14 protein-coding genes, 3 tRNA genes and 1 riboswitch are annotated in these 15,209 nt (G+C 60.3%); all 17 genes read left to right on the top strand.

Translation table 11 applies throughout. The features are described 5' to 3' along the window. Positions 1-30 precede the first annotated feature (30 nt). The 17 genes from pgsA to VCB98_RS05630 all read left to right on the top strand — a co-directional run bounded on the left by pgsA (position 31) and on the right by VCB98_RS05630 (position 15,187). Positions 31-594, top strand: a complete 564-nt coding sequence (pgsA, locus tag VCB98_RS05710; protein WP_346050936.1) for a CDP-diacylglycerol--glycerol-3-phosphate 3-phosphatidyltransferase — start codon at positions 31-33, stop codon at positions 592-594. 95 nt (positions 595-689) lie between these two features. Beyond that, a tRNA-Gly gene (locus VCB98_RS05705) sits at positions 690-765 on the top strand. Between the two features lie 142 nt (positions 766-907). Continuing rightward, positions 908-981, top strand: a tRNA-Cys gene (locus VCB98_RS05700). Positions 982-1,029: 48 nt separating this feature from the next. Continuing rightward, a tRNA-Leu gene (locus tag VCB98_RS05695) sits at positions 1,030-1,117 on the top strand. A gap of 63 nt (positions 1,118-1,180) precedes the next feature. Further along, positions 1,181-1,870: a cytochrome c biogenesis heme-transporting ATPase CcmA gene (gene ccmA / locus VCB98_RS05690; protein WP_346050935.1), complete on the top strand. Its 690-nt coding sequence runs from the start codon at positions 1,181-1,183 to the stop codon at positions 1,868-1,870. Beyond that, the gene (gene ccmB, locus VCB98_RS05685) at positions 1,867-2,532 is read left to right on the top strand and encodes a heme exporter protein CcmB (RefSeq protein ID WP_346050934.1); all 666 of its coding nucleotides are present in this window, start codon (positions 1,867-1,869) and stop codon (positions 2,530-2,532) included. The genes ccmA and ccmB overlap by 4 nt, the downstream gene beginning before the upstream one ends. Positions 2,533-2,637: 105 nt before the next feature. Beyond that, a complete protein-coding gene (ccmC, locus tag VCB98_RS05680; protein ID WP_346050933.1) occupies positions 2,638-3,402 on the top strand; it encodes a heme ABC transporter permease CcmC in 765 nt (254 codons plus the stop codon). Further along, entirely contained in the window at positions 3,399-3,572 is a 174-nt protein-coding gene (ccmD, locus tag VCB98_RS05675; RefSeq protein WP_346050932.1) for a heme exporter protein CcmD, read from the top strand. The genes ccmC and ccmD overlap by 4 nt, the downstream gene beginning before the upstream one ends. After that, complete coding sequence (gene ccmE / locus VCB98_RS05670) at positions 3,569-4,057, top strand: cytochrome c maturation protein CcmE (protein WP_346050931.1); 489 nt, start codon at positions 3,569-3,571, stop codon at positions 4,055-4,057. The genes ccmD and ccmE overlap by 4 nt, the downstream gene beginning before the upstream one ends. After that, positions 4,057-6,039 (top strand): heme lyase CcmF/NrfE family subunit, encoded by a 1,983-nt coding sequence (locus VCB98_RS05665; protein WP_346050930.1) that lies wholly within the window; start codon positions 4,057-4,059, stop codon positions 6,037-6,039. The genes ccmE and VCB98_RS05665 overlap by 1 nt, the downstream gene beginning before the upstream one ends. Next, complete coding sequence (locus VCB98_RS05660; protein WP_346050929.1) at positions 6,039-6,575, top strand: DsbE family thiol:disulfide interchange protein; 537 nt, start codon at positions 6,039-6,041, stop codon at positions 6,573-6,575. Before VCB98_RS05665 ends, VCB98_RS05660 begins: the two co-directional genes overlap by 1 nt. Next, complete coding sequence (locus tag VCB98_RS05655) at positions 6,572-7,012, top strand: cytochrome c-type biogenesis protein (RefSeq protein ID WP_346050928.1); 441 nt, start codon at positions 6,572-6,574, stop codon at positions 7,010-7,012. The genes VCB98_RS05660 and VCB98_RS05655 overlap by 4 nt, the downstream gene beginning before the upstream one ends. Then, entirely contained in the window at positions 7,009-8,217 is a 1,209-nt protein-coding gene (gene ccmI, locus VCB98_RS05650) for a c-type cytochrome biogenesis protein CcmI (RefSeq protein ID WP_346050927.1), read from the top strand. The genes VCB98_RS05655 and ccmI overlap by 4 nt, the downstream gene beginning before the upstream one ends. Before the next feature lie 202 nt (positions 8,218-8,419). Beyond that, positions 8,420-9,337 (top strand): MaoC/PaaZ C-terminal domain-containing protein, encoded by a 918-nt coding sequence (locus tag VCB98_RS05645; RefSeq protein ID WP_346050926.1) that lies wholly within the window; start codon positions 8,420-8,422, stop codon positions 9,335-9,337. Positions 9,338-9,657: 320 nt separating this feature from the next. Next, complete coding sequence (locus VCB98_RS05640) at positions 9,658-11,916, top strand: sensor domain-containing protein (protein WP_346050925.1); 2,259 nt, start codon at positions 9,658-9,660, stop codon at positions 11,914-11,916. Between the two features lie 21 nt (positions 11,917-11,937). Continuing rightward, positions 11,938-12,195: riboswitch (cobalamin riboswitch) on the top strand. Between the two features lie 168 nt (positions 12,196-12,363). Further along, a complete protein-coding gene (locus VCB98_RS05635; RefSeq protein ID WP_346050924.1) occupies positions 12,364-14,217 on the top strand; it encodes a TonB-dependent receptor domain-containing protein in 1,854 nt (617 codons plus the stop codon). 61 nt (positions 14,218-14,278) lie between these two features. Then, positions 14,279-15,187, top strand: a complete 909-nt coding sequence (locus VCB98_RS05630) for a cobalamin-binding protein (RefSeq protein ID WP_346050923.1) — start codon at positions 14,279-14,281, stop codon at positions 15,185-15,187. Positions 15,188-15,209: the final 22 nt, after the last annotated feature.

The raw sequence follows: 15,209 nt of genomic DNA, 5'->3' as shown, positions 1-15,209 counted from the left end.
TGACCTGGCCCCCGGTGGAGTTGTCAATCAATGCCGATCAATGTCCCCAATAGCCTGACCATCGCCCGGATCGTCATGATCCCGGTGTTCATGCTGTTCTTCTTTTTGCCCTTTAAATGGGCAGCCCCGGCCAGTGCCCTGATCTTCGGTCTGGCGGCAATTACCGACTGGCTGGACGGCTATCTGGCCCGGCGGCTCGGTCAGCATTCCAATTTTGGTGCCTTCCTTGATCCGGTGGCGGACAAGCTGATGGTGATCGCGGCCCTGGTCCTGCTGGTTCAGTATGACGGTCGGGCTCTGGTGGCCATACCGGCGGTGGTCATCATTGGTCGCGAGATCGCCATTTCGGCACTGAGAGAGTGGATGTCGGAACTGGGCGAACGGGCATCCATTGCCGTGAACTGGACCGGCAAGGTCAAGACCACTGCCCAGATGGTGGCCCTGTTGCTGATGCTGTGGCGTCATGACATTGGCTGGATACCCACTTATCAGCTCGGCTTGCTTGCCCTTTATGTCTCGGCAGGCCTGACGCTATGGTCCATGCTCCAGTATTTGCGGGCAGCCTGGCCGGCCATGCGGGAAGGGGATTATTAGGGAACCTCTGTGCAGAGGTTCCTTAGTTCAGCGACAAAAAATCGCTGCAGGCCTTGACAGTTTTTTCTTGGTCCATACAATAGTGCGCTCTTTCGGCGGGAATAGCTCAGCTGGTAGAGCACAACCTTGCCAAGGTTGGGGTCGCCGGTTCGAATCCGGTTTCCCGCTCCAGATAAAAAAGCCCGGTGCATTGCACCGGGCTTTTTTTTCGAGGAAGCTCTGAGGTCTGAGGTTCCTGGAACCCCAGCTTCCATGTCTACCTCGGCGCCGCGAATTGTGGTAAAGTTCGCGCCCTGTAAGCCGCACCCGATAAGGCTCGGTGGCAGAGTGGTGATGCAGCGGCCTGCAAAGCCGTGTACGCCGGTTCGATTCCGGCCCGAGCCTCCAATTTTCCGCTTGCCCGCCAGTGCAAGCATGCAGGGGAAGCGACGACCAGCCCGGGTGGCGGAACTGGTAGACGCAGCGGACTTAAAATCCGCTGGCCCTTAGGGCCGTGCCGGTTCGATTCCGGCTCCGGGCACCATTTCCCGCCCAAGACCGGCAGGCGAGGCCGCCGTTCATTCCTGAAGCGTTTATCCAAGATCGGATGTCCCACACAGAGGCTCACAGCAGCTCGGCGAAGGCGGGCACTACGGAACTCAGCGCTGCCGGACTTGAGATCTGGCGGGGCGAGACTCGTCTCCTGCGAAATTTCGGATTCCAGCTTTCTTCCGGCGAAACCCTGTGGTTGCGCGGTCCCAACGGTGCCGGCAAGACAACCCTTATGCGGGTGATTCTGGGGCTCAGCCAGGCCGATGCCGGCGAGGTTCACTGGTGTGGTCGCCCCCGCGATGAGGATCGCAGCGCCTTTCTTGCCGACGTGGCCTGGTGTGGCCACCAGACCGGCCTGCGGCCGGAGCTCAGTCCTCGCGAAAATCTGGCGAGCTGGCAACCGCTGGCCGGTCGACGTTCCGCGCGGCGCCTGAGCGACTGCCTTGAGCGGCTCGCTTTGACCGCGGTGGCCGATCGCCCCTGCGCCTTTCTCTCCGCCGGCCAGCAGAAGCGGGCCAGTCTCGCCCGCCTGCTGCTGTGCGAGGCCAGTCTGTGGTGCCTGGATGAGCCGCTCACGAGTCTGGACGCAGACGGGCAGACTCTGGTGGGCGAACTGATCTTAGAGCACCGGTCTCACGGTGGGGCTTGCCTGGTCAGCAGTCATCAGCCCCTGCCTGACTCGGCGGGGACTGTGCGGGAACTGGACCTGGATCGCAGCCACAAGGCCGGGGGAGGCGGGGCATGAACAGTGTCTTCCTGGCCGGCCTGTATCGGGAGTTGTTACTGGCCATCCGTGATACGGCCGACGTGGTCACGCCCCTGCTGTTTTTTGTCCTGGTGGGGATGCTGTTCGTGCTCGGCCTGGAGCCGATGCCGGAGTTGTTGCAGGCGGTCGGGCCCGGGGTGATCTGGGTGGCGGCCCTGCTGTCCGCTCTGCTGGGGGCGGAACGCCTGTTTCGGGCCGACTATCAGTCGGGTGCCCTGGAGCTGGCTGTGCTTAGCCCCGAGCCGCTGAGTCTGCATGTGATGGCCAAGCTTTGCGGCCACTGGCTGGTGAGCGCTCTGCCGTTGTTGCTGCTGTCGCCGCTGCTGGCACTGATGATGAACCTGCCGACCCAGGCATTGTCTGTATTGGCGCTGACGCTGTTGCTGGGAACACCCGTGTTCACCATCCTGGCTGCCCTGGGCGCGGCCCTGACCGTGGGGCTGCGGGGTGGGGGCAGCCTGCTGGCCCTGGTGGTGCTGCCACTGACCATCCCGGTGCTGATATTCGGCAGCCGCTCGGTGGTGCAGGCGGTGAACGGTGAGGAAGTTACTGGCCTGTGGGCCCTGGGCATGCTGGCCGTCCTGGCCCTCAGCCTGGGGCCGCCGGCAGTTGCCGCTGCCGTGCGAATCAGCCTGGAATGAGGATTGAAGCTTCCTCGTTTGATCTGGCTCACACTGCCTGCCCACTGGCGGGTTTACCCTGTGGGCCGCTGACCGGGGAGAGCCTTGAGTTGGAGACACGAATTCGTGGGTAAAGAGAGCTGGCGCTGGTTTCATCGATTCGGTTCACCGCCCCATGTCTATGGACTGGCGGACCGCATGGTGCCGTGGTTTGCCATCCTGGGACTTGCATGTCTGCTTACAGCGACGGTCTGGGGCCTGGCCTTTGCACCGCCCGACTACGAGCAGGGTGACGGCTTCCGGATGATCTACGTGCATGTGCCGGCGGCCTGGCTGTCCCTGTTTGTCTATGTTCTGCTGGCCTTGGCCTCGGCCATTGGCCTGATCTGGCGCATGAAGGTGGCCCATGCGGTGGCGATTGCCGCTGCCCCGCTCGGCGCGGCCTTTACCTTTCTCTCCCTGGCGACCGGCTCCATTTGGGGCCAGCCCATGTGGGGGACCTGGTGGACCTGGGACCCCCGGCTGACATCGCAGTTGATCCTGCTGTTCCTCTATATCGGCTTCATTGTCCTCAATCGAGCCTTCCAGGATCAGCGCAGTGGTGATCGGGCCAGCGCCTTGTTGGGCGTGGTGGGGGTGGTCAATGTGCCCATCATCCATTTCTCCGTGGACTGGTGGCACAGCCTTCATCAGCCGGCCACCATTGCAAAGTTCGGGGCACCCTCGATTGATACGGCCATGCTGATCCCGCTGTTGGTCATGGCCTTGGGCTACAAATTGTTTTTTGCCTGGTTGCTGCTGCGGCAATTACAGGCGGAGTTGCTGCAACGGGAACGGCGGGCGGCCTGGACGAAAGCCCTCGTCACCGGGCCTGGAGGCACGGTAAAATGATGGATTGGTTTAGCGAATTTCTTTACATGGACGGCTTTGCCGTCTGGGTCTGGAGCGCCTTCGGCGTCTCCGCCCTCGTCATGGGCCTGATGGTCTGGCTCGTGATCCGCCGACACCGCGAGGCCCTGCGCCTGGTGCGGCGCTATCATTCGGATGGAGGTTCCCGATGACCCCTCGTCGCAAGCGTATGGTTCTTGTGCTTTCAGCAGTGGCCGGCGTGGCCATTGCCGCCACCCTGGGGCTGAAGGCCTTTCAGGAAAACATTCTCTATTACTACAGTCCCACCCAGATTGCCTCGGGCGAGATTACCTTCGATGATCGGCGTATCCGCGTCGGCGGCCTTGTTGTGGATGGCTCGGTGCAACGGGAGATGGGTGAACTGGGCGTGGTGTTTGATGTCACGGATGAACTGGAATCGGTGACCGTGGCTTACGACGGCATCCTGCCGAACCTGTTCCGGGAAGGGCAGGGAATCATTGCCCATGGCCGCTTTGATGACGATGGTATCTTTATCGCCGACCAGATTCTGGCCAAGCACGACGAAAATTACATGGCGCCAGAGGTCAAGGAGTCGCTGCGGGAAGCGGAATGGCAACGGCGGCAACGGGAGCTGCGCGAGCAGCAGGAATACAGCGGCCCGGGTGAGGATTACTGATGGCAGCGGAACTTGGACAAATTGCGCTGATTCTGGCTCTGCTTATCTGCTTGGCTCAGGCCTGGTTCGGCCTGGCCGGTGCGGCTCGCCGCAGGCTGGATTGGATGCAGGCACTGCCCAGTGTGGTGGTGGGGCAGCTGGTCTTTACCACGCTGGCCTATCTGGCACTGACCTATGCCTTCATTACCCATGATTTCTCCATCGCCTATGTGGCCAATAACTCCAACACCGATCTGCCCTTGATCTATCGGCTGACGGCGGTTTGGGGTGCCCACGAAGGCAGTCTGCTGCTGTGGTCCATGCTGATGGCGGTCTGGACACTGGCCGCTGTCTGGTTCAGCCGTAATCTTCCCCAGGTTTTCACCAGTCGTGCCATCGGCATTCTGGGGGTGATCAGTGCCGGGTTCATTCTCTTTACACTGCTGACTTCCAATCCCTTTGAGCGGCTGTTCCCGATTCCGGAACAGGGCAGGGACCTGAACCCGATCCTCCAGGATCCGGCCATGATCATTCATCCGCCCATGCTTTATCTGGGCTATCTGGGTCTGGCCATTCCCTTTGCCTTTGCCGTATCCTCATTGATCGGGCTGGAGTCCAACACCACCTGGGCCCGCTGGACACGCCCCTGGGCCACCATGGCCTGGGTCTGCCTGACCCTCGGTATCGCCCTTGGCAGTTGGTGGGCCTATTACGAGCTCGGCTGGGGTGGCTGGTGGTTCTGGGATCCGGTGGAAAACGCCAGTTTCATGCCCTGGCTGGTGGCCACGGCCTTGATCCATTCCCTGGCGGTAACCGAAAAGCGGGGCGCATTCCGTAACTGGACGGTATTGCTGGCCATCTCCGCTTTCGCCCTGGCCCTGCTGGGCGCCTTCCTGGTGCGGTCCGGGGTGTTGGTTTCGGTGCATGCCTTCGCGACCGATCCCACGCGCGGCGTTTACATTCTGATCTTCCTGGCTTCGGTTGTTGGCGGGTCGCTGGCACTCTACGCCTGGCGGGCACCCCATATGCCGCCGGGCGGTGGCTTCAGGCTGGTGTCCAGGGAAAGCTTTCTGTTGCTGAACAACTTGCTACTGGTAGTGGCCACGGCGGCGGTTCTGCTGGGCACGCTTTATCCTCTGTTCCTGGATGCCATGGGCCTGGGCAAGATTTCGGTCGGCCCGCCGTACTTCAATGCGGTCTTCGTGCCATTGATGCTGCCGCTGATGTTCTTCCTGGGCTTCGGACCCTATGCCCGCTGGAAGCGCGATCAGGCCACGGAGTTGGGCAGCCGCATGTGGCCGCTGATGGTGGCGGCGGTGGTCTTTGGCGTGGGTGGCACCCTGATCCTTGGGGGGGCGGCCGGCGTCATGGTGCTCTTGGGCGTGGTCTTGGGTCTGTGGGTGATCTTTTCCGTCTTCATGGAACCCTTCCTGCGCTGGCGCAAGCGCGGCTGGCGGGGCATCAGCGGCATGCCGGCCTCCATCTGGGGGATGCTGACCGCCCATGCAGGCGTGGGGCTGATGGCATTGGGGGTTGCCGGTGTCACCACCTTTGCCGTGGAGCGGGATCTTCGCATGGTGCCCGGAGACAGCTATGAAGTCGCCGGTTACGAGTTTTATTTCGAAGGTGTGCGCGATCGTGTCGGTCCCAACTGGGACTCGGTTCAGGGTCGCTTTGTGGTGACCCGCAACGGCCGCGAGGTCACCAGCATGTACCCGGAAAATCGGGTTTACCGGGCCCGGCCCGATCCCCTCGCGCAAATTGCCTTGCATCCAAGATTGCGCCGCGATCTGTATGTCGCCATGGGGGATTATCTGGGCAATGATGCCTGGAGTGTCCGTATCCATTACATGCCCATGGTTCGGTTCATCTGGCTTGGCGCTCTGGTGATGGGGCTTGGGGGTGTGATTGCCGTCCTCGATCGCCGTTATCGCCTGGTCAGCCGTCGCCGTGAACAGGAATCCGAGCGGGCAGCCCGTGCCGCCGGAGGAGCGTCGGTCTGATGTGGCGTTATCTGATTCCCCTGGCGATCCTGCTTGTTCTGATCGGGTTTTTCTGGCGCGGTCTGTCACTTGATCCCAGCGAAGTCCCTTCACCCCTGGTGGGTCGCGAGGCTCCGGCTTTTGCCTTGCCCTCCCTGCATGAACCGGACCGATTGGTGACCAATCTGGACCTGGCCGGTGAGGTAACGCTGTTCAATGTCTGGGGTACCTGGTGTCCCGGCTGTCACGAAGAACATGATGAGCTCATGCGGCTTGCGGAGGAGGAGGGCGTTCGCATTGTCGGCCTCAACCTTCGCGATGATCGGGAAACCGCCATTCAGTGGCTCAGCCAGGTGGGCAATCCTTTCGAGCAATCCGGATTCGATGGTGATGGCCGGGTGGCAATCGACTGGGGCGTATATGGTGCCCCGGAGACTTTCGTGCTCGACCACCGTGGCCAGATTCGACACAAGCACATCGGCCCGATCACTCACCAGGACATCGATAATACGCTCCTGCCGCTGATACGCGGACTGGAGCAGGAGGCTCGGGAATGAAACTGCTGACCCCGTTTTTTATTCTGGCCGCCCTGGCCCTGCTCTCTCTATCGGTTCAGGCAGCGGATCCGGGGGAGCCTTTTGAGGACCCCGCTCTGGAGCAGCGATACCATCGCATCGTCAACGAACTGCGCTGCCTAGTCTGCCAGAACGAGTCCATTGCTGAATCCAATGCCGAGCTGGCACAGGATCTCCGGGCCCAGGTTCGCACCATGCTTGCCGATGGTGCCACGGACCAGGAGATCAAGAATTACATGACAGAGCGCTATGGCGACTTTGTGCTCTATCGCCCGCCCATGCGGGCGGATACGCTGGCTTTGTGGTTTGGTCCGGCCTTTTTGCTGTTGATCGGTGCCGTGGTTTTGGTGGTCACGCTTGTCCGCCGGGCTCGTCAGGATGCCGAGGAAGAGGCGGAACTGGAGGGGCGTGAACAATGATGACCTTTGTGACCCTGAGTGCACTATTGGTGGTCGCGGCCCTCCTGCTCGCCGCCGGACCGCTGATCCGCCGCCGTGGCGGCAAGGTATCCCGCGAGGCCGTGGATGCGGTGGCGGTAACGCGTGCCAGGCAGCTTGCAGAGCTCGAGCAGGAGCTCGAGGACGGTGATATCGACAACCGCACCTATGAGTTGTCGCGGCGCCAGATTGAAAGCGAAGCCAGTGATCGCCAGGCCGATGCGGAATCCGGCCCGGCCATCCAGACGGGGAAACCGGTCAGTGCCATTGTCCTGGCAGTGCTATTGCCCCTCGCTACCCTGGGGATCTATCTCCAGGTGGGTGACCCCGATGCCATTGATCGTGGCAGCATGAATCCCATGGCGGGTGGGGATATGGATATGGCCGCTGCCGTGGACGCCCTGGAGAGTCGCCTGGCGCAACAGCCGGATGATCTGGAAGGCTGGATGTTGCTGGGTCGAAGCCGTATTTCGCTCGGCCAGTACGACCAAGCCGTGGAAGCCTATCGTCAGGCGGTCGAGATTGCCGGTGAGGACAATCCCCGGGTACTGGCCAACTATGCCGAGGCCATCACGCTGGCGGATCCCTCACGCATGGTGACCCATGCCGCGCCCCTGTTCCGCCATGTGCTGGATCTGGACCCAAGCCACCCCAAGGGGCTTTGGTACGGTGGCCTGATCACAATGGAGGAGGGGGATCCCGAGTCGGCGGTGGCCTTGTGGGAGCGCTTGCTGGATCAGGATCCGCCGGATGCTTTCAGGCAGGTGGTGGAAGAGCGCATTGCCGTGGCCAGTGGCGAGGAAGGTGAGCTGGCGGTGACGGAAGGCGAGGAGAATGGAGCGGCGGTTACCGTTGAAGTGGAATTGGCAGAGCAATTCCAGGATGACATCGATGGCTCCGCCACGGTCTTTCTGATTGCCCGCCCTGCCCAGGCCGCCGACGCCCCACCCCTGGCGGGAATTCGTCTGACCGCGGCTGCCTTGCCCGGGCCTTTCCGGCTTGGGGACGAGAATGCGATGCTGGACGGACATCAGATCAGTCAGCACGAGCGGGTGGAGATCATTGCCCGGGTGTCAGAATCCGGCGACGCGACACCACGCCCTGGGGACATTATCGGGACTACCACGGTAGAGCTGGACAATGGTAGCGGTGAGGCCCGGGTGCTGATGGACCACCGGATGGAATGATCCCGGCTGGGTGCATTTTGCGGAAAGCGCAAGCCCGCCTCAGTGGCGGGCTTTTTCCGTCCTGAGCCGAGTCCGGGGGCGGATAAGACGCCAAGGCTGTAACAGAGCGCAGTCTGGAAGAATCATAATGATAAGATGAGGCATTCCGGCACCGTTCGGGGTGTATAGGGAGCATGATCGTGTACAACAAGGAACATCGGGGATGAGCGTAATGACGGAAGAGGATGAGCAGGCCAGCGCTTCGCTGACTCGAGCTTATGCACGCCTGCTCAGCAATGAGCTGCTACCCAGTCGATCGGGAGACCTGCCGAACTCCGCCTATCCCTTGCGTTGTCGCGCACCGGTAGAGCTCAACGACGATCGGCTGCAAGCATACCGTCGCCTTCTTGGTCTGCCTGCCGCGGATCTGATGCCGCCGCTCTATCCCCAGGTGGCTGCCATGCCGCTCCATCTCCAGCTTCTCTCCACACCGGGCCTGCCCGGTCGCAGTCTGGGCGTCGTGCATCTTGGGCAGCGTGTGCGCTGGAAGCAGAGCATGGAGCGTCCCAGGGAAGAACAGGGGCGGGCGCTGGACCTGGAAGTGTCTTTGCGGCCGGGGGCGGCTCATCCCCGTGGACGTATTTTTCACATGGAAACGGTCTGGCGCGATCCCGAAGGAGTCAGTCGATGGGAGGCGGAAAGCCTCTTGCTGTTTCGGGGGGTGGGCGCTCCCGATGGTGCGGATGTTCAGCGTCTGCCGCCGTCGGCGCCGCGCGTCCCGGCAGAGAGTGACAGCCAGGGTTTCGAATGTCCTGCCGGGATTGGTCGCAGTTATGCCCGGGTCTCAGGTGACTGGAACCCGATCCATCTGAGCAGCATGTCCGCACGGCTGTTCGGTTTTCAGTGCCCCATCGTGCACGGCATGTGGACGCTGGCCAAAGCGCTGGTCACGGTTGAAGAGCGTCACCCCACGCACTTGGCTGGAACCGGTCTGGAGGCCTGGTTTACGGCACCTTTGTTCTGGCCGTCCGAGAGCCGGCTGCATGTTTCCCCCGCCGGTGACTGGTTCCAGGTGGACCGGGACAGCGCGCGTCGGAAGCCCGCCTTGTGGGGCCGGGTATCACCCCTCGCTCAGAACTGACAGTGCATTCATTTCCCATCTCGATGCCTAGTCGAGCTAATGCCAATCTGGCTTGAGGGTATTTGTGTACATGCATACCGTTCTTGACGACCCAGCATCAACGCAAGGCGGCTCCTGACCGGATCAATGGTTGTCCATTCGGCGAATCTGGCCTCGCCACCCCCCCATGTCTCATCCCGGCGCACGGCATCCACGATTGCCGTGGCAATCAGTCCTATAAGTGTCTATGCTGGGCGGTATCGGTCTAGCGATAACAGCTGAGCCGTGCCGTGCTTGGGGGTGTTTCGGGCGAGGCTTGAATGACGGGGCAGAATGACAAAATGCCTGATATGGAAAAAAGGGGCGACTTCCATCGCTATCTGATGGATAACATCGCCGATGCCTTCTATCTACATGACCGCAGCGGTCGCATCCTTGAAGCCAATCAGGCTGCTTGCCGGCACACTGGGTATAGCCGCAGTGAGCTGTTGGGAATGTCAGTTTCTGATCTCAATCCCTACCGCGATCCGGCGGAAATCGATAATCTGCTGGCGGAAATGGTGGCATCACCAGGTGCCCAGAAAGTTTTCCGCTCCTGGCATCGACACAAGAGTGGAGAGCGCTTGGCCGTTGAGGTCAATCTGGTACGTCTAAACCATGATGGGCATGTGCTGTTTCTCGCTTCCGTGCGGGATGCGAGGGAGTGGGCTCGGCTTGAAGGGGAGTTGGAACACAAAATCGCCTTCAATGACTTGCTGCTCGACTTTTCCACTCGATTGATCAGTGTTACCCCCGACCGAATTGACTCGGTCATCCAGGACGTCCTTGCGGATATCGGCGCATTTTTCAATGCGGGGCGCAGCTATCTTTTTTCCATCGACCTTGATGCCGGCACGTTCAGTAATACCCACGAATGGTCCGCGCCGAGTGTGCCACCGGAGATAGGGCGTTTGCAGAACCTGCCCTTTGAGGCTTTTCCCTGGCTCATGGGTAATATCCTCAAAGGAAATATAGCCCATCTTCCCGATGTGGACATGATGGATGATCAGTACCGCGTTGAACGGGAGGAATACAAGCTGCAGTCCATACGTTCTCTGATCATCGTGCCATTGATGAAAGACGGGCGCCCGCGGGGGCTCTTCGGCCTGGACGCGGTCTGGGAGAAGCGATTCTGGCCAGAGGATATTCGCAACAATTTGCGCTTGCTAGGGCAGCTCATCGCCAGTGCTATCGATGCCGTGCAGTTTGGCGGCGAGCTTGAGTACCTGGCCTACCATGATCCTCTCACTGAACTGCCCAACAGGAAGCTGCTTTACGATCGGATCGATCATGCCATTGCAGAATCCACCCGAACCAATTCAATGCTGGCTGTCATGCTGCTGGATCTGGATGATTTCAAGTTGATCAATGATAGCTTCAGTCACAATGTAGGTGACCAGTTCCTCCGCCATACGGCACAACGACTGGAATCGGTCTGCCGCGCCGGGGATACCCTGTCCCGCCTTGGTGGTGACGAGTTTGTATTGCTAATGGAAGTTGAAGAGGCTGCCGATGCCGCCCGGGTTGCAGAGCGGGCTCTGGATCTTCTGACCAGCCCTATCGATATCGAGGGTGAGAAGCTTATCGTCCATTCGAGTATTGGTATTGCCATTTATCCGGATAATGGTGGTGACAGTGATACCCTGATTCGCAATGCCGACCTGGCCATGTACGAGGCTAAGGCGTCGGGGAAAAATCGTTATGCCTTTTTTGATCAGGAGATGACAGAACGGGCGCAGGCAAGCCTCAGCCTGCGCCACGACCTCGAGCGGGCTTTGGATTCCGATGAATTGTGTCTCTATTTTCAGGCCCGTGTCGATATTGCCCGGTCACGTATCTGTGGGCTTGAAGCACTGATTCGTTGGAACCATCCTTCCCGCGGGCTCTTGCAGCCGGCTGATTTCCTGCCCCTAGCGGAACGGTCTGACCTGATCTGTCGTCTGGATCACTGGGTTTTGAAGCAGGCCTGCAGGGAAAGCCGTCAGATACAGAAAGATGGCCCGGATTTCCGTATCGCGATCAATCTGTCGGCCAGGGATCTTTATGAGACAAAGCATCTGCAGCGTCTGATTGCCACATTGGAAGTGGAGGGCACCCAAAACCCACTGCCACTGGAGATTGAGATCACGGAATCCATCCTCATGCATGATGTTGAGCTGGCCATGGACAATCTCCGCAGAATCAAGGCAGCTGCCCCCGACGTCACCATCGCGATTGATGACTTCGGTAGCGGCTATTCCTCTCTGAACTATCTCCGCCAGATTCCAATGGATACCTTGAAGATCGACCGAGCCTTCATTGCTGACCTGGGGACTGAAAATGGGGGTGCGGCTGCCATTGTCCGCTCCATCGTGGAATTGGCCCGTAACCTGAACCTGCATGTGGTTGCAGAGGGCGTGGAGACAGAGGCGCAGCTTGGCTTGCTCCGTGAGCTTGGCGTGGAGGAGGCCCAGGGCTTCCTGTTCGGCCGTCCCGCACCAATCGCCAACGTCCTGGATGCGTCACGGGCTCCAGGGTTCCCCCAGCGCCGGGAATGGAACGCGGACAATCGCCCAGATTGACCACAGGGGCTGTTGCTGATACCTTTCCGCCTCGCACCAGGTGTCCCCATCTCAGTTCATGACCGGGGATTAAACGGGAAGTCGGTGAACTTCTGCTGCTACACGCGGTGAAGGATTCCGACGCTGCCCCCGCAACGGTGATTGAGCAGCCGTCTCTGTCCAGAGCCGGCACCGGTGAATCCATGACCACTGTGTCCGTGAGAGGCATGGGAAGGTGATTCGCCGGCGGCGCCAGCCTGCTCATCAGCCCGTAGACCGGCCTGCGTGCTCGACACCCGCTGAATCCTGCCGATTCCCGGGTGTCTGGCCGCACGCTGCGGAGGGCAGCGCTCGGGCCGGTCGGATGCCGAAATAACATTCCATTCTTCCGCCCCACCTGTTCCCTCAAGCGTGCATTCCGTTGCATCCAAATCCGTGCGGTGGGCACGGTTAGTTGAGGGAAATTCAATGCTAGTCGATCGTATCCGCAGTGCGTGGGTCACGCTACCCGCCGCTATTCTCATTGCACCCCTGAGCTTGGCCGCCGAAGGCGAAGATAAGCCCGCAGCCCCCTTGTTGGCGGCCGGGGCGGCGGAAGCCGTTCCGCTGAATCCGGTAGTGGTTACCGCAACGCGTACCGAACAGCAGGTCGATGACAGTCTGACGTCTGTGAGTGTGGTAGACCGGGAATCCATTCAACGGCAGCAGCCCCGGGAGTTTTCAGAGCTGCTACGGGGCCGTCCAGGGGTGGATTTTGTCAGTAATGGCCCCTTCGGCAAGGCCACCAGCCTGTTCCTTCGGGGGACGAGTAGTGATCACAGTCTGCTGGTGGTGGACGGTGTGCGCATGGGTGCCGCGACCACCGGTGGTGCCTCCTGGCAGTACCTGCCGCCCCAGTTCATCGAGCGGGTGGAGATCGTGAGGGGGCCGCGAGGCAGCGTCTACGGACCGGATGCCCTTGGTGGCGTCATTCAGGTCTTTACCCCGGAGGGTGGGGAAGAACTCAGCCCCTGGGCGGAAATCAGTGCGGGCTCCTTCGGTACTCACCAGTACGGGGCAGGTGTGTCCGGGCAGAGCGGCAATACCCGTTACAACCTGGGCGCCAACCATTTCCACACCGATGGCATTGCCCTTCGGGAGGATGGCGAGCGAAAAGGCTTCTATAACAGCTCCGCCGTGGGGCGAATCAGCCATGAGTTTGACGATGGTGGGGAGCTGGGCGTGACCTCCCTTCACTCCGAGGGGAGAACCGAGTTCATTGGCGGCAAGATGACGTTTGTCCATCAGGCCCTTGGTAGCACTTACGAGCGAAGCATCAATCAACACTGGGATACCCGTGTCACGCTTGGGCAAAGTCGTGATGAAGGCGACACCGTCAATGACAACGGCAGCGAGAGCGAATTCGCAACACGGCGTCAGGTGGCAAACTGGCAGAACAGCCTGTTCGCCGGTGACCACGAAATCCTCGTCGGCCTGGATTACCTGGACGATGAGATTACATCTTCTTCTGAATACGAAGAAGACAGCCGCCGCAATCGTGGCAGCTATGCCCAGGCATTGTTGGATTTTGCGCCTTTGAGCCTGGAATTGGGCATTCGGCATGACGATAACGATTCCTTCGGCACTGTTAACACTGCCAACGCCGCAGTGGGCTATCGCCTGGGCGAGTCGCATCGTATTCGTGCTTCCTGGGGTGAAGGCTTCAAAGCGCCAACCTTCAACGAGCTGTATTTCCCCGGTTTCGGCAACCCGGACCTGGAGCCGGAAGAATCGTCGAGCGTGGAGCTGGGCATTTCCGGTCTCTATGAGAACTGGTTCTGGGATGCCGTTGCCTACCAGACCGATGTGGATAACCTGATTGAAACGGTGTTTCAGGATGGGGTCTTCCTGCCCCAGAACGTCAACGAGGCCCGTATCCGCGGCCTGGAAATCGGTGCGGGGTGGAATCGGGATCACTGGCGCATCTACGGCAGTGTTTCCTATACCGACCCGGAAGACCGTGAAAGTGGCAAACGTCTGATCCGCCGCGCCAAACAGACCGGCAGGCTGGAAGTCGACCGAGAGATCGGCGATTGGTCATTGGGGGGCACCATTATTGCCCAGAGTCACCGTTTCAATGACGCCGATGGCGCCGAACGTCTGGCCGGTTTTGCACTGCTCAATCTTCGTGCCGGCTGGCGCTTTGCGGAAAGCTGGAATGCTCGCCTGGTCGTAGACAATGTGCTTGACCGGGATTATGTCATTGCCCGTGACAGCTTCAATGACTTTGACTATCAGCAGCCAGGGCGTAGCGTTAATCTCAGTCTTCGCTACGGTGACTGAGATCAATGACCGGGCCCTGGATGGTCGGGGCCCGGCTTTCAGAAAACGAGGAGGGCAGCGCATGGGGTACAAAATAATCAGTCCTGCCAGGGTGCTGATTGTGGCCTTGCTTTGGCTTCCCATTGTGTCACTGGCAGACAGCTCGACCGAGCCCGTCTGTGTTCATGACGATCTGATGCGACTGCTGTGTCTTGATGAGCCCGCAGAGAAGATCATCTCACTCTCGCCCGGGCTGACCGAGTTGCTCTTTGCCGCCGGTGCTGGTGAACGGGTGGTTGGAACCACCAGTTACAGTGATTATCCGGAAGCAGCAAAGGATATCCCTCGTATCGGCAGCCACAACCGCATCGACATGGAAGCCGTGCTGGCTGCCGAGCCGGATCTGGTTGTGGCCTGGATCAGTGGTAACCCCACCGAGCAGCTACGTCGGCTGGAAGAATTGGGGATCGACGTGTTCTGGGGGGAGCAGCGGAGTTTCGAGGATGTGGCTCACACTCTGGAGCGTTTTGGCCGTCTGGCGGGTAGCGAGGACATCGCCCATCCCAAGGCAGCGCATTTCAAAACGGAGATTGCCGCGCTGAAGGCCCGTTATGCCGATGCTGCCCCGGTCCGGCTCTTCTATCAGATATGGGATGATCCCTTGATGACGGTCAATGATGAACACCTGATCAGTCGTGCCGCAGCCGTGTGCGGAGCCAAGAACATCTACGGGGACCTTCCGAGGTTGACGCCAAGGCTGGATGTGGAGTCAGTATTGTCAAAGGACCCGGAAGCCATCGTCGTCGCCGGGATGGGGGAAGACGACGATAGCTGGTTGGATCCATGGCGGCGATTCGAGGGAATGACCGCGGTAAAGCGGAACAATCTATACTTCATTCCACCCTCCAGTATCCAGCGGGCGACACCGAGGTTGCTGGAGGGCATGAAGCGCTTGTGTGCCCATATGGAGCAGGCGCGTGAGCGTCGTTGAATCGGGCCCTACAATTCGGGAG

The sequence above is a fragment of the Natronospira elongata genome, assembly GCF_034931365.1.
GTDB classification, from domain to species: domain Bacteria; phylum Pseudomonadota; class Gammaproteobacteria; order Natronospirales; family Natronospiraceae; genus Natronospira; species Natronospira elongata.
The sequence above is the reverse complement of the archived record's forward strand: the minus strand, read 5'-3'. Positions and strand labels throughout refer to the sequence as shown.

Coding starts and splice junctions, on each gene's coding strand:
- pgsA (WP_346050936.1), top strand. CDS start 31: ATGCCGATCAATGTCCCCAATAGCCTGACCATCGCCCGGATCGTCATG.
- ccmA (WP_346050935.1), top strand. CDS start 1,181: ATGTCCCACACAGAGGCTCACAGCAGCTCGGCGAAGGCGGGCACTACG.
- ccmB (WP_346050934.1), top strand. CDS start 1,867: ATGAACAGTGTCTTCCTGGCCGGCCTGTATCGGGAGTTGTTACTGGCC.
- ccmD (WP_346050932.1), top strand. CDS start 3,399: ATGATGGATTGGTTTAGCGAATTTCTTTACATGGACGGCTTTGCCGTC.
- ccmE (WP_346050931.1), top strand. CDS start 3,569: ATGACCCCTCGTCGCAAGCGTATGGTTCTTGTGCTTTCAGCAGTGGCC.
- VCB98_RS05665 (WP_346050930.1), top strand. CDS start 4,057: ATGGCAGCGGAACTTGGACAAATTGCGCTGATTCTGGCTCTGCTTATC.
- VCB98_RS05660 (WP_346050929.1), top strand. CDS start 6,039: ATGTGGCGTTATCTGATTCCCCTGGCGATCCTGCTTGTTCTGATCGGG.
- VCB98_RS05655 (WP_346050928.1), top strand. CDS start 6,572: ATGAAACTGCTGACCCCGTTTTTTATTCTGGCCGCCCTGGCCCTGCTC.
- ccmI (WP_346050927.1), top strand. CDS start 7,009: ATGATGACCTTTGTGACCCTGAGTGCACTATTGGTGGTCGCGGCCCTC.
- VCB98_RS05645 (WP_346050926.1), top strand. CDS start 8,420: ATGAGCGTAATGACGGAAGAGGATGAGCAGGCCAGCGCTTCGCTGACT.
- VCB98_RS05640 (WP_346050925.1), top strand. CDS start 9,658: ATGCCTGATATGGAAAAAAGGGGCGACTTCCATCGCTATCTGATGGAT.
- VCB98_RS05635 (WP_346050924.1), top strand. CDS start 12,364: ATGCTAGTCGATCGTATCCGCAGTGCGTGGGTCACGCTACCCGCCGCT.
- VCB98_RS05630 (WP_346050923.1), top strand. CDS start 14,279: ATGGGGTACAAAATAATCAGTCCTGCCAGGGTGCTGATTGTGGCCTTG.